The sequence below is a fragment of the Paraburkholderia sp. LEh10 genome (assembly GCF_017814945.1).
Taxonomy (GTDB): Bacteria; Pseudomonadota; Gammaproteobacteria; order Burkholderiales; family Burkholderiaceae; genus Paraburkholderia.
In genome coordinates this window covers 1-443 of the sequence record NZ_JAGIPX010000253.1, presented here as the reverse complement: position 1 = coordinate 443, position 443 = coordinate 1, and the positions used below count along the sequence as shown (strand labels likewise).

Annotated in this window: 1 protein-coding gene; it reads left to right on the top strand. The window is 60.0% G+C overall.

Annotation, left to right across the window (positions count from 1 at the left end):
- Nucleotides 1-127: 127 nt before the first annotated feature.
- Nucleotides 128-443 (top strand): nitrogen fixation protein NifZ (locus J8I87_RS44225; RefSeq protein WP_090873261.1); only part of this gene is annotated, 316 nt, incomplete at its 3' end.

Here is a 443-nt window from a genome sequence, read left to right as displayed (position 1 = left end):
TGGTGTTGCCGCCAGCGAAGGGGAACCCGGTGTCAGGCGCATTGAAGTGGGTGCGATCGGACACGGGCGCCCCTTGTTGCCGCCACCAGCATCGTGAAGTGCACACCTTGGCCTTTCGCGGGAGCAAATGATGGGTGACTTCCAAAACGAGGACGCCATCGAGGTCGCGTGTGCGCCATCGTTCAGCATTGGCGAGCGTGTGATCGCGCGCTCGGTAATTCGCAACGATGGCACCTACACCGGCAAGAATATGGGCGAGCTTCTCGTGAACAAGGGCGACGCAGGCTATGTCACCCGGATCGACATGTTCCTGCAGCGGTTTTACATCTATGCGGTTCACTTCGTTGAAACAGATCGCAAGGTCGGCATGCGCGCGAAGGAACTGTGCACGCTCGATTATCTTCCCGATGACGTGCTCGCGTGTCTGGGCGAGCGGGCCACGG